Origin of the sequence: Pseudomonas azerbaijanoccidentalis (genome assembly GCF_019145495.1) — a bacterium.
Taxonomy (GTDB): Bacteria; Pseudomonadota; Gammaproteobacteria; order Pseudomonadales; family Pseudomonadaceae; genus Aquipseudomonas; species Aquipseudomonas azerbaijanoccidentalis.
On sequence record NZ_JAHSTU010000003.1, the window covers coordinates 75,308 to 98,174 of the forward strand.

At 60.1% G+C, this 22,867-nt stretch carries 26 protein-coding genes; 10 read left to right on the top strand and 16 right to left on the bottom strand.

Annotated elements, in window-relative coordinates; genetic code table 11:
• Positions 1–45 precede the first annotated feature (45 nt).
• Positions 46–804 (bottom strand): helix-turn-helix transcriptional regulator, encoded by a 759-nt coding sequence (locus KVG88_RS11035; RefSeq protein ID WP_150704413.1) that lies wholly within the window; start codon positions 802–804, stop codon positions 46–48.
• A 135-nt stretch (positions 805–939) separates the two neighbouring features.
• Here KVG88_RS11035 and KVG88_RS11040 point away from each other — a divergent pair, with 135 nt between their 5' ends.
• Complete coding sequence (locus tag KVG88_RS11040) at positions 940–1,755, top strand: UDP-2,3-diacylglucosamine diphosphatase (RefSeq protein WP_217871352.1); 816 nt, start codon at positions 940–942, stop codon at positions 1,753–1,755.
• A 91-nt stretch (positions 1,756–1,846) separates the two neighbouring features.
• On the opposite strand, the gene KVG88_RS11045 is transcribed toward KVG88_RS11040, so the two are convergent.
• On the bottom strand, positions 1,847–2,437 hold the full coding sequence (locus KVG88_RS11045; RefSeq protein ID WP_217871353.1) for an HD domain-containing protein: 591 nt from the start codon (positions 2,435–2,437) through the stop codon (positions 1,847–1,849).
• A gap of 19 nt (positions 2,438–2,456) precedes the next feature.
• Complete coding sequence (locus tag KVG88_RS11050; protein ID WP_075948932.1) at positions 2,457–2,768, bottom strand: Mpo1-like protein; 312 nt, start codon at positions 2,766–2,768, stop codon at positions 2,457–2,459.
• Between the two features lie 159 nt (positions 2,769–2,927).
• Between KVG88_RS11050 and KVG88_RS11055 the strand changes: the two genes are divergently transcribed.
• A complete protein-coding gene (locus tag KVG88_RS11055; RefSeq protein ID WP_217871354.1) occupies positions 2,928–3,989 on the top strand; it encodes an AraC family transcriptional regulator in 1,062 nt (353 codons plus the stop codon).
• Here the strand turns inward: KVG88_RS11055 and KVG88_RS11060 are convergent.
• Positions 3,946–5,400, bottom strand: coding sequence for a TrkH family potassium uptake protein (locus KVG88_RS11060; protein WP_150704417.1), 1,455 nt, complete (start codon positions 5,398–5,400; stop codon positions 3,946–3,948). The two genes, KVG88_RS11055 and KVG88_RS11060, sit on opposite strands and share 44 nt — an antisense overlap.
• A gap of 121 nt (positions 5,401–5,521) precedes the next feature.
• Here KVG88_RS11060 and KVG88_RS11065 point away from each other — a divergent pair, with 121 nt between their 5' ends.
• The gene (locus tag KVG88_RS11065; RefSeq protein ID WP_217871355.1) at positions 5,522–6,088 is read left to right on the top strand and encodes an NAD(P)H nitroreductase; all 567 of its coding nucleotides are present in this window, start codon (positions 5,522–5,524) and stop codon (positions 6,086–6,088) included.
• A 112-nt stretch (positions 6,089–6,200) separates the two neighbouring features.
• Here the strand turns inward: KVG88_RS11065 and KVG88_RS11070 are convergent, their stop codons facing one another.
• From KVG88_RS11070 to KVG88_RS11095, 6 genes are all read right to left on the bottom strand, one after another.
• A complete protein-coding gene (locus tag KVG88_RS11070; RefSeq protein ID WP_217871356.1) occupies positions 6,201–7,544 on the bottom strand; it encodes a sensor histidine kinase in 1,344 nt (447 codons plus the stop codon).
• Positions 7,545–7,657: 113 nt separating this feature from the next.
• Entirely contained in the window at positions 7,658–8,107 is a 450-nt protein-coding gene (locus tag KVG88_RS11075) for a Spy/CpxP family protein refolding chaperone (protein WP_150704420.1), read from the bottom strand.
• A 277-nt stretch (positions 8,108–8,384) separates the two neighbouring features.
• Positions 8,385–9,062: a response regulator transcription factor gene (locus tag KVG88_RS11080; protein WP_056853056.1), complete on the bottom strand. Its 678-nt coding sequence runs from the start codon at positions 9,060–9,062 to the stop codon at positions 8,385–8,387.
• A 7-nt stretch (positions 9,063–9,069) separates the two neighbouring features.
• Positions 9,070–9,480, bottom strand: a complete 411-nt coding sequence (locus tag KVG88_RS11085; protein ID WP_150704785.1) for an SH3 domain-containing protein — start codon at positions 9,478–9,480, stop codon at positions 9,070–9,072.
• A 110-nt stretch (positions 9,481–9,590) separates the two neighbouring features.
• Complete coding sequence (locus KVG88_RS11090) at positions 9,591–9,890, bottom strand: YciI family protein (RefSeq protein ID WP_150704786.1); 300 nt, start codon at positions 9,888–9,890, stop codon at positions 9,591–9,593.
• Between the two features lies 1 nt (position 9,891).
• A complete protein-coding gene (locus tag KVG88_RS11095; RefSeq protein ID WP_150704787.1) occupies positions 9,892–10,488 on the bottom strand; it encodes a septation protein A in 597 nt (198 codons plus the stop codon).
• A gap of 87 nt (positions 10,489–10,575) precedes the next feature.
• Here KVG88_RS11095 and KVG88_RS11100 point away from each other — a divergent pair, with 87 nt between their 5' ends.
• The 7 genes from KVG88_RS11100 to arfB all read left to right on the top strand — a co-directional run bounded on the left by KVG88_RS11100 (position 10,576) and on the right by arfB (position 18,247).
• The gene (locus KVG88_RS11100) at positions 10,576–11,439 is read left to right on the top strand and encodes a PHP domain-containing protein (RefSeq protein ID WP_150704788.1); all 864 of its coding nucleotides are present in this window, start codon (positions 10,576–10,578) and stop codon (positions 11,437–11,439) included.
• Between the two features lie 13 nt (positions 11,440–11,452).
• Entirely contained in the window at positions 11,453–12,082 is a 630-nt protein-coding gene (locus tag KVG88_RS11105) for an L-threonylcarbamoyladenylate synthase (protein ID WP_150704789.1), read from the top strand.
• Positions 12,083–12,901, top strand: coding sequence for a segregation and condensation protein A (locus tag KVG88_RS11110; protein WP_150704790.1), 819 nt, complete (start codon positions 12,083–12,085; stop codon positions 12,899–12,901).
• An 11-nt stretch (positions 12,902–12,912) separates the two neighbouring features.
• Positions 12,913–13,884, top strand: coding sequence for an SMC-Scp complex subunit ScpB (scpB, locus tag KVG88_RS11115; protein WP_150704791.1), 972 nt, complete (start codon positions 12,913–12,915; stop codon positions 13,882–13,884).
• Positions 13,885–14,135: 251 nt separating this feature from the next.
• Positions 14,136–15,356 (top strand): 23S rRNA pseudouridine(2605) synthase RluB, encoded by a 1,221-nt coding sequence (gene rluB / locus KVG88_RS11120; RefSeq protein ID WP_150704792.1) that lies wholly within the window; start codon positions 14,136–14,138, stop codon positions 15,354–15,356.
• A gap of 852 nt (positions 15,357–16,208) precedes the next feature.
• Positions 16,209–17,621, top strand: coding sequence for an amino acid permease (locus KVG88_RS11125; RefSeq protein WP_150704793.1), 1,413 nt, complete (start codon positions 16,209–16,211; stop codon positions 17,619–17,621).
• 212 nt (positions 17,622–17,833) lie between these two features.
• Complete coding sequence (arfB, locus tag KVG88_RS11130; RefSeq protein WP_056853046.1) at positions 17,834–18,247, top strand: alternative ribosome rescue aminoacyl-tRNA hydrolase ArfB; 414 nt, start codon at positions 17,834–17,836, stop codon at positions 18,245–18,247.
• Here the strand turns inward: arfB and KVG88_RS11135 are convergent.
• From KVG88_RS11135 to phhA, 6 genes are all read right to left on the bottom strand, one after another.
• Positions 18,244–19,443: an MFS transporter gene (locus tag KVG88_RS11135; RefSeq protein WP_217871357.1), complete on the bottom strand. Its 1,200-nt coding sequence runs from the start codon at positions 19,441–19,443 to the stop codon at positions 18,244–18,246. The genes arfB and KVG88_RS11135 overlap by 4 nt on opposite strands.
• A gap of 99 nt (positions 19,444–19,542) precedes the next feature.
• Positions 19,543–19,728, bottom strand: coding sequence for a hypothetical protein (locus KVG88_RS11140; RefSeq protein WP_217871358.1), 186 nt, complete (start codon positions 19,726–19,728; stop codon positions 19,543–19,545).
• A gap of 73 nt (positions 19,729–19,801) precedes the next feature.
• Positions 19,802–19,933, bottom strand: a complete 132-nt coding sequence (locus KVG88_RS31185) for a hypothetical protein (RefSeq protein WP_263597392.1) — start codon at positions 19,931–19,933, stop codon at positions 19,802–19,804.
• A gap of 307 nt (positions 19,934–20,240) precedes the next feature.
• The gene (locus KVG88_RS11145) at positions 20,241–21,434 is read right to left on the bottom strand and encodes an amino acid aminotransferase (protein ID WP_217871359.1); all 1,194 of its coding nucleotides are present in this window, start codon (positions 21,432–21,434) and stop codon (positions 20,241–20,243) included.
• The gene (locus KVG88_RS11150) at positions 21,434–21,790 is read right to left on the bottom strand and encodes a 4a-hydroxytetrahydrobiopterin dehydratase (protein ID WP_056853042.1); all 357 of its coding nucleotides are present in this window, start codon (positions 21,788–21,790) and stop codon (positions 21,434–21,436) included. Before KVG88_RS11150 ends, KVG88_RS11145 begins: the two co-directional genes overlap by 1 nt.
• Positions 21,791–21,894: 104 nt before the next feature.
• On the bottom strand, positions 21,895–22,686 hold the full coding sequence (gene phhA, locus KVG88_RS11155) for a phenylalanine 4-monooxygenase (protein WP_150704797.1): 792 nt from the start codon (positions 22,684–22,686) through the stop codon (positions 21,895–21,897).
• Positions 22,687–22,867 lie beyond the last annotated feature (181 nt).

Consider the following 22,867-nt stretch of genomic DNA (forward strand, 5'->3'; position numbering starts at 1 on the left):
ACATTGAACCGTGTAGCGGCAGCCCTGTCTGTCGCCAGACTCGCGTTATTTGTCGCCAGCCTCGCGCCGCAGTTTGCCCGGTGAGGCGCCGAACTCGCGCAGCACCGCAGCGGCAAAAGCACTTTGGGAGCTGTAGCCGACCCGGCAGGCAATTTCGCCGATGGGCAGTTGCGAACTGCGCAGTAACCCCACGGCCTTGTGCAGGCGTCGACTACGAATGTAGTCCATCGGCGTCTGCCCGCATTCAGCCACGAACCGCGCATGCAGACGGGCGCTGGAGAGGCCGGCCACGCGCGCCAGATCGGCGACTTGCAGCGGGTAGGCGGCGTATTGGTCAATGTGCGCATTCAGCGCCGCGTAGGGCAAGCGTCGGCCGCCGACACTGTCGGGCCTGGCGTTGTTGAGACTGGCCAGCAACAGCACCGCGCCTTGTTGTGCGATCAGCGGGTCATCGACCTTGCTGTTGGCCAGCCAGTCGACCAGTTGGCTCTGCCCGGCGTCCAGCGACAGCCGACCGGCGTTGTCGAGCAAGCGTCGACTGGCCTCGGCATGCTCGCCCAGAGACTGGCCAATCCATTGATCGCCGGGTACGTCCAGGACCAGGCAACGACTGCCATTGGGACTGCCGCAGGCGTGATGAAACCCCGACGGAATGACCACGAAACTTTGCTGGACCACCTGACTGCCGCGCCCGTCGACCTCGAAATCCAGCGCACCCGACAGCCCGAACACCAATTGCGCGTGTTCGTGGCTGTGGACGATCAGGTCTTCGGTGTATTGGCGCAGGGTGAGGATCGGTCTCATTGCGGGTCTCCCGGTTCTGGGCGCCAGTCTACTACGGTGCGGCCCAAGCGCGTTGTCACACGACTGACTTGCGTCTGTCATGGGCCATTAACCCGACCGGCGCAAGCTTGCCAAAACTTGTCCTGAGGGTTGCCCATGACCAGCGCCGAGCTCGCCAAACCCAGCCGTAAGCAACGTGTGCGGACCTTATGGATTTCCGACGTGCATCTGGGCACGCGCGATTGCCAGGCCGAGCACTTGTCACAGTTTCTCAAGGGTTACCACGCAGACAAGATCTACCTGGTTGGCGACATCATCGACGGCTGGAAACTGCGCGGCGGCATGTATTGGCCCCAGGCGCACACCAATGTGATCCGGCGCCTGCTGACCATGAGCAAGCGCGGCACCGAGGTGATTTATGTCACCGGTAACCACGACGAGTTCCTGCGTCGCTACTCCAAACTGATACTGGGCAACATCCAGTTGGTGGACGAAGCGGTGCACGTGACAGCGGACGGCCGGCATCTGTTGGTGATTCACGGCGACCAGTTCGACGTGATTACCCGCTACCACCGCTGGCTGGCGTTTCTCGGCGACTCGGCGTACGAGTTCACCCTGACCCTCAACCGTTGGCTCAACCACTGGCGTGCGCGATATGGCTACGGCTATTGGTCGCTGTCGGCGTATCTCAAGCACAAGGTCAAAACCGCAGTCAGTTTCATCAGCGACTTTGAAGAAGCCATCGCCCATGAGTGCGTCAAGCGTGAGCTGCATGGCGTGGTGTGTGGGCACATTCACCATGCCGAGATCCGCAAGGTCGGCGAGGTGGACTACCTCAATTGCGGCGATTGGGTGGAATCGTGCACGGCGTTGATCGAGCACTGGGACGGCACGATCGAGTTGTATCGTCTGGCCGATGTACAGGCGCGGGCGGCGCAGTTGAAGGCGGCTAAAGTCGCAGAATTGGCTTGAGGAAAAATCAAAAGATCGCAGCCTTCGGCAGCTCCTACAAGGGATAACGCGATCTCATGTAGGAGCTGCCGAAGGCTGCGATCTTTTGATCTTAAGCCGGCAAATGCTCTTCCATCGCCGCCTTGTAAATCGAGTTTTTCGGCTGCGCAAACAACCGCTCCATCATCGGCTCGAAAAAGCTCAGCGGCAGCGTGTCATAGGCCGGGTCGAATGCCGCGGCATCGTACTTGGCGCAAAACTCGATGGTCGGCTGATACTGCGGATGCTCCTTGTATTGCTCGCGCAGATGCCGGTCCATGCCCAGGTGATGGAAGAAGTAGTAGCCCTGGAAAATCCCGTGCTTTTCCACCATCCACAGGTTCTCGGCGCTGACAAATGGCTTGAGGATCGCCGCCGCTATATCCGGGTGGTTATAGGAACCCAGGGTATCGCCGATGTCGTGGAGCAGGGCGCAGACCACGTATTCTTCATCTCGGCCATCCCGCCAGGCGCGGGTAGCGGTTTGCAGCGAATGGGTCAGGCGATCCACGGGAAAGCCGCCAAAGTCACCTTCCAGTAACTTCAGGTGCGCCGCGATACGGGCCGGCAATTGGCGGGCGTAGGCACTGAAGTCCGCGGCGATGATCGCCCAGTCTTCTTGCGTGCCGTCTTTCATATGGGTGAAACGAGCGTTGGCATTCATCGGCAATCCCTCGGGTGAACTAGAACGGCACGCGCCCCAGAATCATGTCGCGGTACATGACGAAATCACCGAGCAGGCTGTAGAAAGGGTGCTGAAAGGTGGCGGGGCGGTTCTTCTCGAAGAAGAAATGCCCAACCCACGCAAAGGTGTATCCCGCCAACGGCAAGGCCCACAACAGCATCCACGCGCCTCGGCCGATGGTCAGCGCCAGAATGAAAATAACCAGTGTCGTGCCGATAAAGTGCAATCGTCGGCAGGTACTGTTGCTGTGTTCGCTGAGGTAGTACGGGTAAAACTCAGCGAAGCTGTTGAAACGCTTGATGTTTTCCACGACTGCGATCTCTGTGGTTATTGTTCTGACTGCAAGTTGTTCTGCGGGTAGCTTATTTGAGTCTAGAGTGATCATTGGCATCAGCCAGTGACAATGGGCGCCACTTTAGTATCCTTCGGAAATGGGCCGTAGCACGCGGCCATCATGTAAGACACCGACATGAGCGAAAGAACGACTTCTGCAAGCTGGGCGATGGGGATTGTCAAAGCACTGGAAATGGACGGCCTGGATTGCCGGGTACTGTTCAAACAGCTAGGGCTCGACTACGCGGCACTGGATGATCCGGATGCGCGCTTCCCGCAAGATTCCATGACACGACTCTGGCAACGCGCGGTTGAGCTGTCCGGCAACCCGGCGATTGGCCTGAACATGGGCAAAGTAGTGCGACCGGCCTCGTTCCATGTGGCGGGCTACGCCTTGATGTCCAGCCAGACCCTGGCCGAAGGCTTTCAGCGCCTGGTGCGATACCAGCGCATCATCGCCGAAAGTGCCGACCTGAGTTTCCGTCTGCTGGACGAAGGCTACGCACTGATTCTGACGGTGCACGGCGATCATTTGCCGCCGACCCGGCAGAGCGCCGAAGCCTCGCTGGCCTGTGCCTTGGCGCTGTGCGGCTGGCTGACCGGGCGCACATTACAACCGCGCAAGGTGCTGGTGCAGGGCGACCAACCCGCCGACCTTGAACCCTATAAAAAAGCCTTCCATGCGCCGCTGGTGTTCAACGCGCCCTACGATGCGCTGATCTTCGAACGCGCCGACATGGAAGCGCCGCTGCCGACGGCCAACGAAGCCATGGCGTTGCTGCATGATCGTTTTGCCGGTGAATACCTGGCGCGGTTTTCCGAGAGTCGCGTCACTCACAAGGCGCGGCAGGTGTTGTGCCGCTTGCTGCCCCAGGGCGAACCCAAGCGTGATGCCGTGGCGCAAACGCTGCACCTGTCACAACGCACTCTGCAGCGACGATTGCAGGAAGAAGGCACGAGTTTTCAGACGTTGCTCGACGACACCCGGCGTGAACTGGCCGAACAGTACCTGGCGCAACCCACCATGACTTTGCTGGAAATCGCCTACCTGTTGGGGTTTGCCGATCCGAGCAATTTCTTCCGCGCCTTCCGCCGCTGGTTCGACGCCACGCCCGGTGAGTACCGGGCGAGGCTGCTGCAAACGCCAGCGGTGGTCAATGGCGCCAGAACGCCGGAATACACAACACAAACACAGTGATGATCTCCAGTCGGCCAAGGAGCATGCCGAACGAGAGAATCCACTTGGCGGCGTCCGGCAAGGTGGCAAAGTTGCCTGCCGGGCCGATGGTTTCGCCCAGGCCCGGGCCGACGCCCGACACGGTACTGGCGGCGCCGGTCAGGGCGGTCATCCAGTCCACGCCCAGCAGCGACAGCAGCAGCGCGATCACGCAGATGGTAATGGCGAAGAAGAACGAAAAGGTCAGAATCGAACGGACGATTTCTTCGTCGAGGCGGTGACCGTTGTACTTCTGTTTGATCACGGCGCGCGGGTGAATCAGTTGGTTGAGGTTGGCCTTGAGCAGGATGTAGGCCACCTGGAAACGGAAAATCTTGATCCCGCCCGCAGTCGAGCCCGAGCAGCCACCGACGAAACCCAGATAGAAGAACAACATCAGCGAGAAGTTGCCCCACAAGCTGTAGTCCCCTAGCGCGAAACCGGTGGTGGTGACCACCGAGGTCACGTTCAGCGCCACATGCCGCAACGCTTCCAGCCAGTGCAGCTTGGTGGTCCACCAGTACCAGGTGCCGAGCACCAGCCAGGTCACCAGCAACATGCCCAGCAAACCTTGCACCTGCTGATCCTTGATCAACGCTCGGCGGTTGCCGCGCAGGGTCGCCACGTACAGGGTGAACGGCAGGCTACCGAGAATCATGATGACGATCGCCACCCAATGCACCGCTGGTTGCGTCCACTTGGCCAGGGACTGGTCCGAGGTGGAGAAACCGCCGGTGGAGATCGCCGACATCGCATGGTTGATCGCGTCGAACGGGCTCATCCCGGCCCACCAGAAGGCCAGGCTGCCGAGTATGGTGATGCCGACATACGCGGCAACGATCAGGCGCGCCACCATGTGCGAACGGGGCATGACTTTTTCGGAGCGGTCCGACGATTCGGTCTGAAACAACCGCATGCCACCGATCCGCAGCAGCGGCAGAATCGCGACCGCCATGCCGATAAACCCGATGCCGCCGATCCAGTGTAGCAATGAGCGCCACATCAGGATGCCGGGGGACATGTTGTCCAGGCCATTGAGCACGGTTGAACCGGTGGCGGTGATGCCCGACATGCTTTCAAAAAACGAGTCGGTGTAACTGATGTGCTGGGTCAGCAAAAACGGCAGGGCGGCGAAGATGCACACCACCAGCCAGCTGCTGACGGTCAACAGGTACATGTCCCGTGGCCGCAGGTGAACGTGCTCGGGGCGTCCGGGGATGACCAGGGCGAGGCCGGCGACAAAGGTGATCATGCTGGCCCAGAGGAATGACGGCAGGTCGCCGGTGCGTTCGAAGATCACCAGCGTGGCCATGGGCACGACCATGGCGATAGCCAGCGTGATCAGGAAGATGCCGATGATGAAACCAATGAGACGTAAGGTCGGCAACGCCATGAAGTCCGCTCGGGCTGAAATAGGGAAGGGCGCCATTCTACCTGCGGGGCAGGGCATGTAAACCGCACTGCCAGAGTAGTTACAGCTAGAATAGCCGCACAATTTTTTCTGGAGGTGGCCGATGCAGGCTCTCGACGCTTTGCTCAACCGTGTTTCCGTTCCACGACTGCTTGATCCGGCACCCAGTGCCGAGCAGCGTGAAGTGCTGTTCGCCGCCGCCATGCGCGCACCGGACCACGGCCACTTGCAGCCTTGGCGGTTTCTGACGGTTGAAGGCGCGGCGCGCGAGCAAATGGGCGAGTTGCTGGCTGAAGCTGCAAAACTGCAGGACAGCGAAGTCACCGAAGCGGCCATCGACAAGGCTCGCAATGGCCCGCTGCGGGCGCCGTTGGTGGTGGTCGTGATCGCTAAAGTGCAGGAGCACATCAAGTATCCGAAGTCCGAGCAATTGCTGGCAGCGGGGTGTGCAGCCCACGGGATTTTGCTGGCGGCTTACGCGCAAGGTATTGGCGCAGTGTGGCGCACCGGTGACCTGGCTTACTCGCCGCATGTGGCCAAGGGCTTGGGGCTGGCGGAAGGGGAAGAGGTGATCGCTTTCCTGTACCTCGGCACGCCGCAGAAAGAACCGCGTGTGGCGGAGAAAGTCGACCTGGCCGAGTTTGTCAGCGCTTGGTCCGGTAAGGTCTGAAGATCAACAGATCGCAGCCTCGTTGCACTCGACAGCTCCTACAGGGGGGCACAAAACCTCGTAGGAGCTGACGAGTGCAACGAGGCTGCGATCTTTGGCATCACCACTATTTTCAAGGCTGGACGACAGCCCCCGGCGCCAACGGAAACTCCAGGCTGGCAATGAACCCGCCTTCCGGATGATTGGCCAGGACCAGGCTGCCGCCATGCCGCTCCGCCGCACGTCGCGCAATGGCCAGGCCCAGTCCGTGTCCGGCGGCTGTCTGGCCGGGCGCCCTATAGAACGGCTCACCGAGCTGATTCAAGTATTCGGCGTTCACCCCCGGGCCGTGATCGCGCACGGTCACGACTATTTTCTCGCCATGGCGCAGCGCCTGCATTTCAATCGGCAGCCCGCCTGACGGATTAAAGCGCTGGGCATTGCGCAGCAGGTTGTCCACGGCGCGCTCGATCATGGTCGGCCAACCGGTGAGATTCAATTGCGGTTCGGTTTCCAGGTGCACGAGCTGCTCGGGCGAGCCCAACTGAGCGTCCTTTTGCAGCGTATTGAGCAACGCGTTGAGATCCACCTCTTCCGCGCTGGCGTTATCGGCATCGACCCGCGCCAACACCAGAATTTCACTGATCAATGCTTCGAGCCGGTCGCACTCACGGGTCAGGCGTGGCCAGAGTTTTTCCCGTTCTTCAGGCGTGGCCCGTTCGGCCAATGCCAGTGCAATACGCAGGCGTGCGAGGGGCGAGCGCAGTTCGTGGGAGACGTCCCGCAGCAATTGCCGCTGGCTGCCGATCAGGCTTTGCAGCCGCGCGCCCATGCGGTTGAAGTCGTTGGCCAGCACGCCGAATTCATCGCGGCGGTTGGCCAGTTTGACCAAGCTGTTCTGTTGATAGGTGGTTTGCCCCAAGTCATGCACCGCACCGCGCAAACGACTGAGCGGGCGGGTGATGGAAAAGGTCACCAGCAGGCTGAACAGCGTCAGCACCACCAGCGCAATGCCCAACGCACTCAAGGGCCAGAGCAGGCTTTCGCGGTGCCAGGCGTCGAGTTCCGGGTGGGGAATGCGGTAGATCAGCAGGTAGGTGTCGCCGGTTTTTTCGCTGGTGTATTCGTCGGTCAGGCGGCGCCATGGCAGGCGGCGGTCATCGTTGTTCTGTCGTGCTTCGAACGCCGCGGCACGGCGCGGGAAGGTGCCGCGGACTACCGGGTCGCCGCTTTCGTTGAGCACCTGAACGTCGATGTGATACTGGCGTTTGCGTTCCTGAAGAAGCTCCTGGGCCGCATCCTCGCCTTGGGCTTCGTAGGTTTGGGTCCATTGTTCAGCCAGGGTGTTGAGGCCCGGGTGGCGGCTGAGAATCCACGCATCTTGGTTGAGCATGTGCCCCAGCAAAATGGACAAGCCAGCAACCAGAGCGATGGCCAGCCAGAAGCTGGCCAGGATACGCCAGAACAATGAACGCACAGAAAGTCCTCAAGCAAACACCGATCAGTGTGGGAGCGGGCTTGCCCGCTCCCACATTAGATCAAAAACATAAGACCCAACGGTATTGAGCCGTTGGGTCCGGAGTTAACGCATTATTGCGCTTTTTGCGGTTGTTGCGCTTTCCAGGCCTTGAATTCGGCCCACTCGGCGCGTCGTTCAGCCTGCTTTTTCTGAATCTCGTCGAATTTCTTCTGTTGATCCGGTTTCAGCAAGTTGCGTACATCAGCCTCGGCTTTTTTGTGGTTCGCCGCCATTTCATCTTTCATGGCTTTCTGGTCGGCTGGCGACAGCTTTTCCAGATACTTGTCGACCACTTGCTTACGTTCATGCATCTGCTCGCCCATGATTTTGCGAATCTGCTCGCGCTGTTCGCGGCTCAGGTCCAGCTGGCTGTATGGGCCTTTACCGTGCGTCCCGTGCATCTGACCGCCGTGGCGCGGGCCATCCATCGGTCCATCCATCGGACCGGCGCCTTCAGGCATGGCCATGGCAACGGTTGGCAGGGCGGCAGCGAACATCAGAGCGATAAGGGTCTTGCGCATGGTGAATCTCCTTGTCTCATTCCCGGTACGTTCCGGATGAGTACAGATTACGGAGATCAAGGTCAGCGGCGGTCAGCGGAGCGTAAAGCTTTGGTAAACATGATTTTGAGACTTGCTGACAAACCTGTAGCAGCTGCCGAGCCTGCGAGGCTGCGCCCGGCGACGCAGTCGTCGTAGATTCTGGCAGCACAGACTGCCTGATTGAGCGAGATGCCTGATTTCACGACTGCTTCGCAGCTGAACGCAGCCTCGCAGGCTCGGCAGCTGCTGCAGCGGTTCAGAGGCTGTAGTAATAGCCGCGGCTGCGCAGCGCCACGATGCGCGGGCGGCCATCCGGGTGCGGGCCGATCTTCTTGCGCAGGTTGCTGACGTGCATGTCCAGGCTGCGGTCATACAGGGTCAGCTTGCGGCCGAGGGCGATTTGCGCGAGTTCCTGTTTGTCCAGTGGCTCGCCGGGTTGCTTGAGCAGGGCTTCAAGCAGACGGCTTTCGGAAACCGTCAGGGTCAGTTCTTTTTCATCGATGCTGACCACGCCGCGCACTGGGCTGAAACACAGGTCGCCCAGTTCCAGCTGGCTGGACACCGCCGCCGGATGACTGCGACGCAACACGGCGCGCAGGCGGGCGGTCAGTTCCCGTGGGTCGCAGGGTTTGGCCAGGTAATCGTCAGCGCCCAGTTCCAGGCCGAGGATACGGTCCAGCGGTTCGCCCCGGGCCGACAGCATCAGCACCGGCAAATCCGGGTGGTCGCTGCGCAACTGCTTGAGCAGTTCCAGGCCGCTGCCGTCGGGCAGCATCACATCCAGCACCACGGCGGCTGGCGAGGTCTCGGCCAGCGCACGGCGGGCGCTCTGGCCATCGTGGCAGGCGCGAACCTGAAAACCTTCCTGGCTCAGCCAACTGCTCAGGAGCTCACACAGCTCCTGATCATCATCAATTAGTAACAGCTCGCTCATGACTCACTCAATTTAGCCATTGTCGACGTTTTCGACTTGCACCACTGGCGAAGATACCGCAGAGCAGGGCCAATAGCGCTACCCCGGCGCCGATAACGAACCACTGCTGCTGATCCGTCAGCAAGCGCGGCAATGCACTGCCGGCCTGTGCTTCCTTGAGTTGCAGCTTCAGGCGCTGGTTCTCCTGGCGCAACCGGGTCAACAGGGCGCTTTCGCGTTCACCATCGGCACTCTGCAATTGTTTGCTCAGTTCTTCTCGTTGCCGCTCGCTCTCTTTCAAGCGTTGTTGCAACTCGTTGATCTGGCTGCCGGCGCTCAGGGACAAAGGCGTAGAGCCACCCTCGGCACTGTCTTCACCGTGGGCGGGGGCCATGATCGACAACGTGACCAACAACAGACACAACGGACCTTTGCGCATCGCGACTCCTGATTCCAATACGAGTATTGGGAAGTTGTCGGCCGGCAAACGAGAATAATGAGCGATTGAGAACGCGATGAACCGATAAGGTTCATCGCGTAGGGGGGGCGTTATGGCAGGACTTGCTTGAACGGCTTGACCAGAACGTTGGCGTAGACGCCTGCGGCGATGTACGGATCGGCATCGGCCCAGGCTTGTGCCGCGCTCAGGGACTCGAATTCGGCGACGATCAGGCTGCCGGTGAAACCCGCTGCGCCCGGATCATTGCTGTCGACAGCCGGATGTGGACCGGCCAGAACGATGCGGCCTTCACCCTTGAGCACTTGCAGACGCTCAAGGTGCGCAGGCCGTGCGGCCAGGCGGGCTTCCAGGGAGTTGGCGACGTCTGTGGCAATGATTGCGTAAAGCATGTCAGTCCTCGGTTTTTGGCGATGTGGTATCGGCGTCATGCAGGTGACGGGACAGGTAGATGCCCTGGCCGATCAGGAACAGCAAAGTCATGCCCAGGCTGCCGAAGACCTTGAAGTCGACCCAGTAGCTCTGGAAGGTGAACGCCACGAACAGGTTGGCGGCACCACAAAACACGAAAAACACGATCCAGGCGATGTTCAGGCGCGTCCAGACCGGATCCGGCAAGGTCAGGGCGTGGCCCATGATGCGCTTGATCAGCAGGCGGTCACCGATGAAGTGGCTGCCGATGAAACCCAGGGCGAACAGCCAGTTGACCACCGGCGCTTTCCACTTGAGGAAGGTTTCGCTGTGGAAGGCCAGGGTCAGGCTACCGAAGACCAGGCAGGCGATAAGGGTCAGCCACTGGCTCTTCTCCAGCTTGCGCTGTTTGATGAACAGCGTGCCGTAGACCACCAGCGAACTGATGATCAGCATCGCGGTGGCGCTGTAAATACCGCCTACAGTTATCTCGTGGCCGGCGATGTCGACGACCCGTGGATCGATTTTGAAAACGATGAAAAACAGCAGGAGCGGGATGAAATCGATGAATTGTTTCACAGTGGCAGCCAGAAGCAGGATGTGGCGGCATAATAACAAACATATGGGCGCGCGATAGCGCCAGCTGATTTGAGGTTACAAAGCCCTGTGAATGTTGATTTGCACTGCCATAGCACGGCCTCCGATGGCGCCCTGGCGCCTGCGGTACTGGTTGCGCGTGCGTTCGAGAAAGGCGTGCGAGTCCTGGCCTTGACCGATCACGATACCCTCGAAGGCATCGCTGAAGCCCGCGAAGCGGCGAACGCGCTGGGCATGCAACTGGTCAATGGCGTCGAATTGTCCTGCACCTGGGGCGGGGCGACCATTCATGTGCTGGGCTACGGTTTCGACGTCAATGCCGCGCCGTTGGTCGAAGCGATTGCCAAATTGCACGATGGCCGCTGGCTACGGTCCGAAGAAATAAGCCGCAAACTAGCGCTCAAGGGCATGCCCGGCGCGCTGGAAGGCGCCCGGCAGATCCAGCAGGAACTGGGCGACAGCGGCAACGCACCGGCCCGGCCGCACTTTGCCGACTGGATGGTGCGCGAAGGTTTGGTAAAGGATCGCGCTGAAGCGTTTCGCAAATGGCTGGGCGCCGGCAAGCTGGGAGACGTCAAGCAGCACTGGCCGACATTGGAAGAAACCGTCGAAACCCTGCGCGCGGCCAAGGCCTGGGTCAGCCTGGCTCACCCTTGGCATTACGAATTCACTCGCAGCAAACGTCGCCGCCTGATTGCCGACTATATTCAAGCAGGGGGCCACGCGATCGAAGTGGTCAATGGTCACCAACCCGCCGAACAGGTGGGCAGCCTGGCCATTCTGGCCCGCGAGTTCGGTCTGCTGGTCAGCGCCGGCAGCGATTTTCATGGCCCCGGCGGGTGGTCGGAAATCGGTGAGTACCGCCCGCTCCCGGAGGATCTGCCACCCCTGTGGTGCCGATTCAAACATGACCCAGTTATTGCCGCCGTCTGAACAGGTAGAGAATGTGAGTCAATTTTTCCAGATTCATCCGGAAAACCCGCAAGCGCGCCTGATCAAACAGGCAGTCGAGATCATCCGCAAAGGCGGGGTGGTGATTTACCCCACAGACTCTTCCTACGCCATAGGTTGCCAGATCGGCGACAAAGAGGCCGTGGAACGGGTGCGCCGATTGCGCGGGCTGGATGAAAAGCACAACTTTGCATTGATCTGCAGCGACCTGTCGCAACTGGGCCTGTTCGCCAAGATCGACACCGGCACCTTCCGCATTCTCAAGGCGCACTTGCCGGGGCCGTATACCTTCATTCTCAACGCCACCCGCGAAGTCCCGCGGCTGTTGTTGCACCCGAAAAAACGCACCATCGGCCTGCGAGTGCCGAGCCATCCCATCGCTTTGGCGCTGCTGGACCAACTCGGCGAGCCGTTGATGAGCGTGAGCCTGATCATGCCCGGTGAAACCGACCCGATGTTTGATCCCTACGAAATGCGCCAATTGCTTGAGCATCAGGTCGATCTGATCATCGACGGCGGCTTCGGCGGGATCAAGGCTTCCACGGTGATCAACCTCGCCGATGGCGAGCCGGAAGTGATCCGTGTCGGGTGCGGCGATCCTGCGCCGTTCATGGCCGAGGCATAGATGTCAGCAGTAGAACCCGTCGACAGTCAGGCCGGAGCCCAGCAAGAGCTGCCCTTCGCCATGGTCTATGGCCAGGCGGTCATGGAAATGCCGCTGGACCTGTACATTCCACCGGATGCGCTGGAAGTCTTTCTCGAGGCCTTCGAAGGCCCGCTCGACCTGCTGCTGTACCTGATCCGCAAACAGAACATCAACATCCTCGACATCCCGGTGGCGGAAATCACCCGCCAGTACATGGGCTACGTCGAGCTGATGCAGTCGGTGCGCCTGGAGTTGGCGGCCGAATATCTGGTGATGGCCGCAATGCTCGCCGAGATCAAGTCGCGGATGCTGCTGCCGCGGGCCGAAACCGTCGAAGACGAGGAAGACGACCCGCGCGCCGAACTGATCCGTCGCTTGCAGGAGTACGAGCGGTTCAAGGCTGCCGCCGAAGGCATCGACGGCCTGAGCCGCGTCGGTCGCGACGTGGTGGTGCCCAAGCTCGATGCACCGGAGGCCCGGGCGCGCAAGCTGTTGCCGGATGTGCGCTTGTCAGAGCTGTTGATGTCGATGGCCGAGGTGCTGCGCCGAGGCGACATGTTCGAAAGCCATCAGGTCAGCCGCGAAGCCCTGTCCACCCGCGAGCGCATGAGCGATGTGCTGGAACGGCTCAAGGGCGGCGGCTTTGTGCCGTTTGTCGAACTGTTCACCGCTGAAGAAGGGCGCTTGGGGGTTGTCGTGACGTTCATGGCGATTCTCGAACTGGTCAAGGAATCCTTGGTCGAGTTGGTGCAGAATGAGCCGTTCGCCGCGATCCATGTGCGAGCCCGAGCCGAATAACGAGTTTAATCATGAACCTGAGTGAACCCCGCGAGCTGGCGCCATTGCTTGAAGCCTTTCTGTTGGCCTCGGGAAAGCCGCAATCCCTGGAACGTCTGTTCGAACTCTTCGAAGAAGCCGAGCGCCCGGACCCGGCGGTTTTCAAGAAAGCCCTGACCATCCTGGGTAAATCCTGCGATGGCCGTGCGTATGAGCTGAAGGAAGTCGCTTCCGGTTATCGTCTGCAAATCCGCGAAAAGTTTTCGCCGTGGGTCGGGCGTTTGTGGGAAGAGCGGCCGCAGCGTTACTCGCGGGCCATGCTCGAAACCATCGCGCTGATCGCCTATCGGCAGCCGATCACCCGCGGCGAAATTGAAGATGTGCGGGGTGTGGCGGTCAACAGCCAGATCGTCAAGACACTGATGGAGCGCGAGTGGATTCGCATCGTCGGTTACCGCGACGTGCCGGGCAAACCGGCCATGTTCGCCACCACCAAGGCGTTTCTCGATCACTTCAACCTGAAAAACCTCGACGACCTGCCGCCGTTGGCGGAGCTGCGTGAACTGGAACCCGACCCGGTGCTCGATTTCGACGACGCGCCGGTACCGGCTGCGTTGCAAGAATTGGCCGATGCCAGCGCCGAGCCGGAAGAACCTAAAGAGGAGACCAGTTTCCATACGCTGCTGCTGGAACTGGATAGCATGGAAGAGGGGATCAAGACCGACTTCGATGATTTACTCCGCGATGGCGTAGCGCCTGAGTTTGATTCGGAGCAGCCCGACATCGAGCCGGAACCTGAAGTTTTGCAGATCGAGCCTGAGCCGGAAATTGAGCCGGACCAAGACGACGACATCCTCGGCGTGGCCGAAGCCCGTGAAAAACTCCTGGCTGCCGTTGCCGCGCTGGAGCAACCGAAACCCGAGCCCGAATTAAGCGACGAAGAAGCCGAAGCCCTGGCTCTGGCCGAAGCCATCGAAGCCGAACGCCGCGAATTCGAAGACTGAAGCGTCAAAAGATCGCAGCCTGCGGCAGCCCGTACAGAGGAACGCATTCCAATGTAGGAGCTGCCGCAGGCTGCGATCTTTTAATCTTGCTCTTAACAGACAGCACCACCGATCGGCGGAAAAGCAAATAACCTTGCCCTGATCAGCTAGTCTCTGATGCGCAAACGCCTGCATGCGCGTATGATTCGCGACCCTTCGGCGATCCCTTCGCCCAAGTACCCAGTTTTCAGAACACACCGGGAGGTGCCCAGATGAGTATCAAAGACCAGAAAGACGACCAGGAAATCGGCCCAGCAGGCGAAAAGCTGCAGAAAGTCCTCGCCCGTATCGGCGTCGGCTCGCGCCGTGACGTGGAAGCCTGGATCAGCCACGGCCGCATCAAGGTCAATGGCAAAGACGCCACCCTTGGTCAGCGCGTCGACATGCACGACGCCATCACCATCGATGGCAAGGTGATCAAGCGCGAAGAGGCCGCCGAGTCGGTCCGCCGCGTGATCATGTACAACAAGCCCGATGGCGAGATCTGCACCCGTGTCGACCCGGAAGGTCGTCCGACCGTGTTCGACAAGATGCCAAAGCCGAAAGAAGGCCGCTGGATCAACATCGGTCGTCTGGACATCAACACCACCGGTTTGCTGATGTTCACCACCGACGGTGAGCTGGCCAACCGCCTGATGCATCCTTCCTACGAGATGGACCGTGAATACGCGGTGCGTGTGCGTGGCGAAGTCGATGACGAGATGATCGAGCGTTTGAAGGCTGGCGTGGTCCTGGAAGATGGCCCGGCGAAGTTCACCGACATCAAACAGGCGCCAGGTGGTGAAGGTTTCAACCACTGGTATCACTGCGTGGTGATGGAAGGCCGTAACCGCGAAGTTCGTCGCCTGTGGGAATCCCAGGGGCTGGTGGTCAGCCGTCTGAAGCGCGTGCGTTTCGGTCCGGTGTTCCTCAACTCCGACCTGCCGATGGGCCGCTGGCGCGAAATGAGCCAGTACGAAGTCGACATCCTGAGTGCCGAGGTTGGTCTGACGCCGGTCGCCATGCCGCAGATGAACGCCAAGAGCAAAGACAAGCTTGACCGGATGCAGCGCAAGTCGTCGCGGCCTATGGCCAAGACCGAGCGTGTACGCACCTTGCGTCCCGCCACTGGTGCTGCCACCGCACCTGCCGCGCCTCGTGCCAGCCGCGAGCCGCAGATCGAAGGCGAGCGTCCAGGTCGCAAGCCGGCCGCCCGTCAGGATGGTGAGCGCGGTCCGCGTACGCCGCGTCCGGCCAATGGCCGTACCGAGCGTGGCGAAGGTCGTGGTACGCCGGTTGCGGATCGTCCAGCCGACACCAAGCGTCCGGCCAAGCCGGCGTCGAAGCGTCCTGGCATCAGCCTGGTCGACGGTGACAAGCCGTCGGGCAAGCGCCGTGGCGCACCGGCCGGTTCGGGCCAGCGTCCTGGTTTTGGCCGTCGCAAGCCTGAGTAATCGGTAAGCGCTTCATAAAAAACGCCAACCCTCGGGTTGGCGTTTTTTTGTGCCTGGCTTTAGCCCTCTAGCGTTCTTGAGGACGCCATCGCGGGCAAGACCGCTCCTACCGGGAAATGAGTTTGCATGGGCGAACGGTGTTCAAAATGTGGGAGCGAGCCTGCTCGCGATAGCGCCAGTCGCCGCACCCCGGACGCCTATGTGGAAACCCGAATTTACGCTCCGTAAAGAAAACCTTACGAATTACACCGTGTTTCCCTCTGAATTCACCGCTCCCCGAATACTGTAAAAAATCGCTTACGCCTCGACGCCTTCTTTACTCCTCCCAACCCTCTAGCCCGCTTGTTTCCTCGGCCCCAGCAAGGTGTTATGCGCGCCATGCCTGTCGTGCAGGTGCATAACAAAAAGGAGGCGCAATGAACGCCGCAATCCGTTTTCATTTCTCCATCCGGGATGGTTTTTCTGTCGTCCCCGTCAAGGATCCGCAAGGGTCTGACCCCGTATTTGCAGCCGCCCGAGTCGCTCGGGGCGGATACAGGCAATCCCGGCCATAGACACGCTTGTCCAGCGGGTCTGGCAGCAGGGGGTTAGCGGTGTACAATGCGCGCGTTTTACCTGTGACCTCCTGTGCATCTGCGCAAACCTCAAGGCTATCCGCCTTGTTCACTCCGCCGCGTCACGAGCGTGTCGGGTTCGATTTCGTCACAGATAAAAACAAACAGGTGACGCATGACCGTTGTAAATACGCTGAACTCCTGGTGCCTGCGCTGGGGTTTGATCGGTGCCGCTTAACGCATTTCTTGAGCAGCAACGTCTTCTGAACATCATCAAACCTTGCGTGAGACCCTTTTCATGAGTGGACAAAACTCGCATTCAGGCGAGCTGAAACGCGGCCTGAAAAATCGCCACATTCAACTGATCGCCCTCGGTGGCGCGATCGGTACCGGTTTGTTCCTCGGCTCGGCCGGGGTCCTGAAATCCGCCGGGCCGTCGATGATTCTCGGCTACGCCATTTGCGGCTTCATTGCCTTCATGATCATGCGCCAACTGGGCGAAATGATCGTCGAAGAGCCGGTGGCCGGTTCCTTCAGCCACTTCGCGCACAAATACTGGGGCGGTTTCGCCGGTTTCCTGTCGGGCTGGAACTGCTGGATCCTGTACATCCTCGTGGGCATGTCCGAGCTGACCGCCGTCGGCAAGTACATCCACTACTGGGCGCCGGACATCCCGACCTGGGCCACGGCGGCAGCGTTCTTCGTGCTGATCAACGCGATCAACCTGGCCAACGTCAAAGTGTTTGGCGAGGCCGAATTCTGGTTCGCGATCATCAAGGTCGTGGCGATTGTCGGCATGATCGGCCTGGGCAGCTATTTGCTGGTCAGCGGTAACGGCGGCCCGCAAGCCTCGGTGAGCAACCTGTGGTCCCACGGTGGTTTCTTCCCGAACGGTGTCAGCGGCCTGGTGATGGCCATGGCGATCATCATGTTCTCTTTCGGCGGCCTGGAAATGCTCGGTTTCACCGCCGCTGAAGCCGACAAGCCGAAAACCGTGATCCCGAAAGCCATCAACCAGGTGATCTACCGGATCCTGATTTTCTACATCGGTGCCCTGGTGATCCTGCTGTCGCTGACCCCATGGGACAGCCTGCTGACCACGCTGAACGCCTCCGGTGATTCCTACAGCGGCAGCCCGTTCGTGCAGGTGTTCTCGATGCTGGGCAGCAACACCGCTGCGCACATCCTCAACTTTGTGGTCCTGACCGCGGCATTGTCGGTGTACAACAGCGGCACCTACTGCAACAGCCGCATGCTGCTGGGCATGGCCGAGCAGGGCGATGCGCCGAAAGCACTGGGGAAAATCGACAAGCGCGGCGTGCCGGTGCGGTCGATCCTGGCTTCGGCAGCGGTGACGTTGATTGCCGTTCTGCTGAACTACCTGATCCCGCAACACGCGCTGGAACTGTTGATGTCGCTGGTGGTTGCCACTCTGGTGATCAACTGGGCGATGATCAGCTTCTCGCACTTCAAGTTCCGCCAGCACATGAACAAAACCAAGCAAACGCCGTTGTTCAAGGCCTTGTGGTACCCGTACGGGAACTACGTCTGCCTGGCGTTCGTGGTGTTCATCCTTGGCGTGATGCTGTTGATCCCGGGGATCCAGATCTCGGTGTACGCGATTCCGGTATGGGTCGTGTTCATGTGGGTTTGCTACGGCATCAAGAACAAGCGCACTGCTCAGCGTGCGTTGCAGGCCGCGACGGAGTAACTCCGCCAGAAACAACAAACCCGGCCTAGTGCCGGGTTTGTTGTTTCTGCGTCTGGCGCATCGTAGGAGCTGCCGAAGGCTGCGATCTTTTGACTTTTCTTTTCAAAGCCAGGATCAAAAAATCGCAACCTTGGGCAGCTCCTACAGTGTTCGATCGGCAGTCAGTCCATCATTCGCGTTATCCTGCACGCTCTGAATACGGACGCTTTTCCATGCTGGTGATTTCCAACAACGTGCACCTGCCGGATGCCGAGATCGAGTTGACGGCCATTCGCGCCCAGGGCGCCGGTGGGCAGAACGTCAACAAGGTGTCGAGCGCCGTGCACCTGCGCTTCGACATTCCGGCCTCGTCGTTGCCCGAGTTCTACAAGGAACGGCTGCTGGCGCTGCGCGATAGTCGTATCACCAGCGATGGCGTGCTGATCATCAAGGCCCAGCAATACCGGACCCAGGAGCAGAACCGCGCCGACGCCCTCGAGCGTCTGGTCGAGCTGATACAGAGCGCCACCAAGGTCGAAAAGAAACGTCGCCCGACCAAGCCGACCCTCGGTTCGAAAACCCGTCGGCTCGAATCCAAGAGCAAGCGCGGCAACATCAAGGCCGGGCGCGGCAAGGTCGATTTCTAACGCGTGTCCCGCGTTTCACGCTGTTTCGGCGCCTGCCGGTACAAGTACACGCTGAGCGCCAGGCCGCTGAGTGCGGCGAGCGCGGCGAACAGGAAGATCGACGCAAAGCCGAACCCGGCGGCAATCGCACCGGCCAGCGGTCCGGTGATCCCCAGTGACAAATCGATGAACAGTGAGTAAGCACCCACCGCCGCGCCACGGCTGGAGGCCGGCACGAGGTTGACCGCTTCAACGCCCAGCGCCGGGAACACCAGTGAGAAACCGAAACCGCTCAATGCCGCGCCTGCCAGCGCCCAGTGCGCGTCCGGTGCCAGCCACAGCAGCAACAGGCCCAGGGTTTCCACCGACAAACAAGCAATCGCCACCCGGAAACCGCCGAGGCGGTTGATCAGGTTGCCGAACAACAGGCGCGCGCCGATGAAGCTGGCACCGAACAGGCTCAGGCACAGCACGGCGTTGTCCCACTGCTGGGTGGCGTAATACAGGGTGATGAACGTGGCGATGGTGCCGAAACCAATCGAACCCAACGCCAGGCCACAGCCGTGTGGCAGCACGCGGCCGAGCACATGCATGAACGGCAAACGCTCACCGACAACGATCGGCGCGGCGGTTTTCGGCCAGGCCAGCAGCAGGCCCAGCACGGCCAGCAGCACGATGCTCACGCCCATGCTCCACAAACCCATTTGATTGACCAGCAGCACGCCCAGCGGCGCGCCGACCGCCAGTGCGCCGTAACTGGCGATGCCGTTCCACGAAATGACCTTGGCGGTATTCGCCGCGCCGACCCGGCCGATGCCCCAACCAATCGAACCGGAACCCACCAGGCTTTCCGCGCTGCCCAACACCAGGCGACCGATCAGCAGGCTGATCAGGCTGAGCATCGGCAGGCTTTGGGTCCAGGCTGAAATCAGCATGAACACACCACTCAGACCGCAACCGGCGAGGCCGTACATGACCGCCAGTTTGCTGCCTTTGTTGTCGATGATTTTCCCGGCGTACGGGCGGCTGAGCAGGGTGGCCAGGTATTGCACGCTGATCACCAGGCCGGCGATCACCGCACCGAAGCCCAGGTCGCTATGGACATAACCGGGCAATACGGCGAGCGGGATGCCAATGTTCAGGTAGCCGATGAAGGTAAAAAGGACGATGGATACAACTTGCAGCGTGACCGCCAGGGGGCGCTGGTTTTCAGACATGGGTAAAGGTCCACGGTAAAGCAGGATAGATAGGCTGCTTATGATAGCGGTGCTGGTTGTCGTGGGTTGTGAAAAAGTAAAACTATTTGCCGGGCGGCGTCATTCGGGCTTGGCAGGGGCCACCAGTTGCGTGGTCACCAGTGCGGCCAAAGCATTTTCTTCGGTGCCGAAACGTTCGAGCAAAGCGGCCTGTTTCTCGGGGGAGAGGCGATTCCAGATCTCGATCATTTTTTCGGCGGTGCCGATCAGGACGCTGGCCTGGGCTTCGCTAAATTCATCGGTCATGGTCAAGGGCTCAATTCAGGCAGTGTGGAAAGCGCATGTTAGCGCTTTCCACACGGTCTGTACGGCAGGTGTTTCAGTCTTCGCTGTCAGCCTTGCGGCTGTCAGGTGCTTCTTTGGGCTCGGGCTGCTGGGCGCCGGCTTGTTGCGTGGTCGTCTGCTCAGGTACGTGCAGGCTTGGGAAGGGGAGATTAGGAATCTCGTGCATGGTTGCGCTCCTCGCTAAGTCTGTTGATAGATCTGGTAGATCCGCGCTTTTAAAAAAGCCTGGGCAGGATACAGCAGTAAAAATGACAATCGGACTTTTATATCCGTTTGTTTCGACGGATGGGGTTGTATAGACAGGTTTGTTTCAGAAAAGCAAAGATCGCAGCCTGCGGCAGCTCCTACATGGAATCGGTGTTAATCCTGTAGGAGCTGCCGCAGGCTGCGATCTTTTAAGCGGGGTGATGTTGACTGATAGACCGCTATCGCCAGCAGGCTGGCTCCCACAAGAGGTGTCGCAGTGTTTCAGGCTATTTGCAGACGTTGGCAATCGCCTCGGCCAGTAAATCCAGGCGTGTGGCGTCGATGCCCGCAACGTTGGCCCGTCCCGAGCTGACCATGTACACGCTGTGATGGTCGCGCAGATTTTTCACCTGCTCCGGCGATAGGCCGGTGTAGGAGAACATCCCTCGCTGCTCGCCAATGTGCGCAAATCGCTCGCGCAAACCGTGGGGTTCGAGCGCTTCCAACAGGCCGCTGCGCAGTTGGGCGATCCGCAGGCGCATGGTTTCCACTTCATCGGCCCAAAGGCTTTTCAGCTCCGGGTCGCCGAGGATGGTTGCCACCACAGCAGCACCGTGGTCCGGCGGCGTCGACCACAAGTTGCGGGCAATGTTGGCCAGTTGACTGCGGATGTCGATGAGTTTGTCGGCGGTTTTGGCGCAGACGATCAACGCACCGGTGCGGTCGCGGTACAAGCCGAAGTTCTTCGAGCAGGAACTGGTGATCAGCACTTCCGGCAACTCGGCGGCGAACAACCGGGTCGACCAGGCATCCTGCTCCAGCCCATCGCCGAAGCCCTGGTAGGCGAAGTCGATCAGCGGCAGCAGTTCGCGTTTGCGCACAACCTCCAGCACACGGCGCCAATCCTCGTGGGACAGATCGAACCCGGTTGGGTTATGGCAGCAGGCGTGCAGCAACACCACGTCGCCCTTGGGCGCTTCGTTGAGTGCGGCGAGCATGCCGTCAATGTCGAGCCGGTTGTCACTGCCCACGTACGGGTAGTGGCTGACCCTGACCTTGGCGGCCGCGAAAATCGTTTCGTGGATCGGCCAGGTCGGATTGCTCAACCACACGCCACGGCCCGGCAGGCACTGAGCGATGAAGTCTGCACTGAGGCGCAAGGCTCCGGTGCCACCCGGTGTCTGGGTAGCGCCGGCGCGTTGCTCGGCGATCAGTTTTGAGTCGGCACCGAGTACCAGCTCATTGATTGCTTTGCCGAACGCCGGCTCGCCGTGACCGCCGATGTAAGTCTTGGTGGTTTGACGCTCCACCAGACGTGCTTCGGCGAGCTTCACCGACTGCGGAATCGGCGTCAGGCCCTGGGCGTCCTTATAGACGCCCACACCGAGGTCGAACTTGCGTGGGTTCGGGTCCTGCGCATAAGCCTCCATCAGGCCCAGGATCGGGTCGCCGGGCACGCGGCCAATGGCGTCGAAGTGCATTACTTGCGGCCCTCGGCGTCCTTGGCAACGATGTCAGTGCGCGCGGCCATGATGAAGTCGTTGCGGTGCAGACCTTTGATGGAGTGGCTCCACCAGGTCACGGTGACTTTGCCCCACTCGGTCAGCAGGCCCGGGTGGTGACCTTCGGCCTCGGAGATTTCACCAACAGCGTTGGTGAACGCCAGCGCGTGTTTGAAGTTCTTGAACAGGAAAATCTTTTCCAGCTGCATGATGCCGTCGCGAACTTCGATGTTCCAATCCGGGATCTGTTTGATCAGGATCGGCAGTTCTTCGTCGCTGACTTGTGGAGCATCGGCGCGGCAGGCTTCGCAATGGGCTTGGGTGAGAGCGGTCATGATGTGTTCCTGAAATCGAATGTTGGAAAATCGGCCGTCAGGCACACCACGCTAATGCATCGCGTGGGTTTCTGACAGGCTCACTTGATTCTAAAAGCGGCGGATCACGCGGCTTTTGGTTTAGGCGGAAATTTCGGTGCGTGCAGCCCCATCTGCATGGCTTGCTTGACCATGCCCATGATGTCTTCGTGGGCGAGGTCGAACAGGCGCTTGAGATTGGGCAGCGCGAAATACACGGGTTGCAGAATGTCGATGCGGTAGGGGGTGCGCATGCATTCCAGCGGGTCGAAGGCTTGATGCTCAGGCTCATCCGACAGGCAATACACGGTCTCTTTCGGTGAGGACAGGATGCCGCCGCCGTAGATGCGTTGGCCTTGCGGCGTGTCGACCAGGCCGAATTCAATGGTCATCCAATACAGGCGCGCGAGGTACACGCGTTCTTCCTTGCTCGCTTGCAGGCCGAGTTTGCCGTAGGTGTGGGTGAATTCGGCGAACCATGGATTGGTCAGCAGCGGGCAGTGGCCGAAGATCTCGTGGAAAATGTCCGGCTCTTGCAGGTAATCCAGCTCTTCGCGGGTACGAATAAACGTAGCCACTGGAAACTGCTTGCTGGCGAGCAATTCGAAAAAGGTCTGGAAGGGAATCAGCGCCGGTACGCGAGCAACCTGCCAACCGGTGGTTTCACCGAGGACCTTGTTGATCTCGCCCAGTTGCGGAATGCGGTCGTGGGGCAGACCGAGTTTTTCGATACCGTCCAGGTATTCCTGGCACGCACGTCCTTCGATCACCTTCAGTTGGCGAGTAATCAGCGTGTTCCACACCGCGTGTTCTTCGGCGGGGTAGTCGATAAAACCTTGCGCATCGGGCTCGCGAGCCACGTATTGCGTCTGCTTCATGCTGCTCTCCTGCTAGGGGATTCGTTCTTGTTATGTGCTGCTATGGACCTAGGAATACCCCAAGGATTGCGTTGTTGCAGCAGGGGGCTCGAGCCGTACGTAGGAAAATTCCCCGTTATTCGTAAAGTTTTCGTTACGAATCGACGGCTGGCGCGTAGTTGTTGAGATTTCCGGGTTTGAA

Bases quoted from the DNA above. Each gene is read 5' to 3' on its own strand.
- KVG88_RS11035 (WP_150704413.1), bottom strand. From the start codon at position 804: ATGAGACCGATCCTCACCCTGCGCCAATACACCGAAGACCTGATCGTC.
- KVG88_RS11040 (WP_217871352.1), top strand. From the start codon at position 940: ATGACCAGCGCCGAGCTCGCCAAACCCAGCCGTAAGCAACGTGTGCGG.
- KVG88_RS11045 (WP_217871353.1), bottom strand. From the start codon at position 2,437: ATGAATGCCAACGCTCGTTTCACCCATATGAAAGACGGCACGCAAGAA.
- KVG88_RS11055 (WP_217871354.1), top strand. From the start codon at position 2,928: ATGAGCGAAAGAACGACTTCTGCAAGCTGGGCGATGGGGATTGTCAAA.
- KVG88_RS11060 (WP_150704417.1), bottom strand. From the start codon at position 5,400: ATGGCGTTGCCGACCTTACGTCTCATTGGTTTCATCATCGGCATCTTC.
- KVG88_RS11065 (WP_217871355.1), top strand. From the start codon at position 5,522: ATGCAGGCTCTCGACGCTTTGCTCAACCGTGTTTCCGTTCCACGACTG.
- KVG88_RS11075 (WP_150704420.1), bottom strand. From the start codon at position 8,107: ATGCGCAAGACCCTTATCGCTCTGATGTTCGCTGCCGCCCTGCCAACC.
- KVG88_RS11080 (WP_056853056.1), bottom strand. From the start codon at position 9,062: ATGAGCGAGCTGTTACTAATTGATGATGATCAGGAGCTGTGTGAGCTC.
- KVG88_RS11085 (WP_150704785.1), bottom strand. From the start codon at position 9,480: ATGCGCAAAGGTCCGTTGTGTCTGTTGTTGGTCACGTTGTCGATCATG.
- KVG88_RS11090 (WP_150704786.1), bottom strand. From the start codon at position 9,890: ATGCTTTACGCAATCATTGCCACAGACGTCGCCAACTCCCTGGAAGCC.
- KVG88_RS11110 (WP_150704790.1), top strand. From the start codon at position 12,083: ATGTCAGCAGTAGAACCCGTCGACAGTCAGGCCGGAGCCCAGCAAGAG.
- scpB (WP_150704791.1), top strand. From the start codon at position 12,913: ATGAACCTGAGTGAACCCCGCGAGCTGGCGCCATTGCTTGAAGCCTTT.
- rluB (WP_150704792.1), top strand. From the start codon at position 14,136: ATGAGTATCAAAGACCAGAAAGACGACCAGGAAATCGGCCCAGCAGGC.
- KVG88_RS11125 (WP_150704793.1), top strand. From the start codon at position 16,209: ATGAGTGGACAAAACTCGCATTCAGGCGAGCTGAAACGCGGCCTGAAA.
- arfB (WP_056853046.1), top strand. From the start codon at position 17,834: ATGCTGGTGATTTCCAACAACGTGCACCTGCCGGATGCCGAGATCGAG.
- KVG88_RS11135 (WP_217871357.1), bottom strand. From the start codon at position 19,443: ATGTCTGAAAACCAGCGCCCCCTGGCGGTCACGCTGCAAGTTGTATCC.
- KVG88_RS11140 (WP_217871358.1), bottom strand. From the start codon at position 19,728: ATGACCGATGAATTTAGCGAAGCCCAGGCCAGCGTCCTGATCGGCACC.
- KVG88_RS31185 (WP_263597392.1), bottom strand. From the start codon at position 19,933: ATGCACGAGATTCCTAATCTCCCCTTCCCAAGCCTGCACGTACCTGAG.
- KVG88_RS11145 (WP_217871359.1), bottom strand. From the start codon at position 21,434: ATGCACTTCGACGCCATTGGCCGCGTGCCCGGCGACCCGATCCTGGGC.
- KVG88_RS11150 (WP_056853042.1), bottom strand. From the start codon at position 21,790: ATGACCGCTCTCACCCAAGCCCATTGCGAAGCCTGCCGCGCCGATGCT.
- phhA (WP_150704797.1), bottom strand. From the start codon at position 22,686: ATGAAGCAGACGCAATACGTGGCTCGCGAGCCCGATGCGCAAGGTTTT.